Origin of the sequence: Mesorhizobium sp. M7A.F.Ca.CA.001.10.2.1 (assembly GCF_003998575.1) — a bacterium.
GTDB lineage: Bacteria > Pseudomonadota > Alphaproteobacteria > Rhizobiales > Rhizobiaceae > Mesorhizobium.
Map to the genome: position 1 here is coordinate 1 of NZ_RZQY01001032.1, position 1,359 is coordinate 1,359.

The following is a 1,359-nucleotide window of genomic DNA, read 5'->3' on the forward strand; positions in this document are numbered from 1 at the left end:
CGTCAAGGCAGTTGCGGCGCGGGAAGGCGGGTGCCGCATCCTCGATCTTGGCACCGGCACCGGCGCCATTGCGCTGGCGCTGCTCAGCGTCGTACCGACGGCTAGCGCCACCGGCGTCGATCTGTCCGCAGGTGCGCTGGCGACGGCGGCCAGTAATGCCGGGAAACTGGGTCTTGCAGACCGGTTCACGGCGCTGCAGTCGGACTGGTTCGAAAAAGTTTTCGGCCGGTACCATGTAATCGCCGCAAACCCTCCCTATATAACCACCGAAGACATTGGAAATCTGCAGGACGAAGTCCGCAATTTCGACCCGCGCCTGGCCCTGGATGGCGGCGCGGACGGTCTGAACCCCTACAGAACCATCGCTGCGGAAGCGGCAAGGTTTTTGGAAACTGAAGGCAGGATTGCGGTCGAGATCGGCCATACGCAACGCAACGAGGTCTGCGAGATATTCGCTGCAGCCGGCTACGTGTCGGGCGGTGCTTTTCGTGACCTCGGCGGAAATGACAGGGTTATTGTCTTTGAAAGGATAAAGCCTTGACGCAGTGCAAAAAAGCGCTTGGCAATGCCGGGGAATGCGGCTAGGGTCGCCTTAACCGGATGAGACGAAGCAGGCAGTGCTCTTAGTGATTCGGTTTTCCTTGGAAATAGCTGCCTTCTTGCGCAAACGATGCCCAAGCTTCGTGCGGGAATCGTCCGGCAAGTGATGTAACCGGAACAGGATGGCACGTGGCGCCAACGCAATCGATGCGGGCGAACGCCGGTGAAGAGACGAAACGGCTGGCTGCATGAGCGCCTCCGTTCGTGAAGAGTTTTTCGAAAATTTCAAAATGAAGAGAGTTTGATGAGGCCACAACAGCAGAACAGGCGCATGCGCGGTCGCAATAATAATGGCGGCGGCGGTGGTAACAATAACAACAACAATAACAACAACAACCGCAAGGGGCCTAATCCCCTGACGCGCAACTACGAGAGCAATGGCCCGGATGTGAAGATCCGCGGTTCGGCTCAGCAGATCGCCGAAAAGTACGCCACCCTTGCCCGCGATTCTCACAGCTCCGGCGACCGGGTCATGGCGGAGAACTATCTCCAGCACGCCGAGCATTACAATCGCATCATCGCGGCCGCACAGGCGCAGATGCCGATCCAGAACGCGCAGCAGAATCGTGATGATTTCGACGATGACGGCGACGAGGACCGCGACGATTTCGACAATGGCGGCAACAACAGCAACACTGTTTCCGATGCCCAGATCCCGGTGATCAACCATGGCGCCGGCCCGCAGCCGGTCATCGAAGGGACGCCGGCCGAGGTTGCGCTCAACCGGGAAGGTGGCCGCGAGGCCCGTGATAATAATGG

Annotated in this window: 2 protein-coding genes; both read left to right on the forward strand. The window is 59.0% G+C overall.

From position 1 onward, the window contains the following. The coding region (locus EN964_RS34745; protein WP_164776393.1) for a HemK/PrmC family methyltransferase at positions 1–541 on the forward strand (541 nt) is incomplete at its 5' end. Positions 542–844: 303 nt separating this feature from the next. After that, positions 845–1,359 (forward strand): DUF4167 domain-containing protein (locus EN964_RS34750; RefSeq protein ID WP_127277451.1); only part of this gene is annotated, 515 nt, incomplete at its 3' end.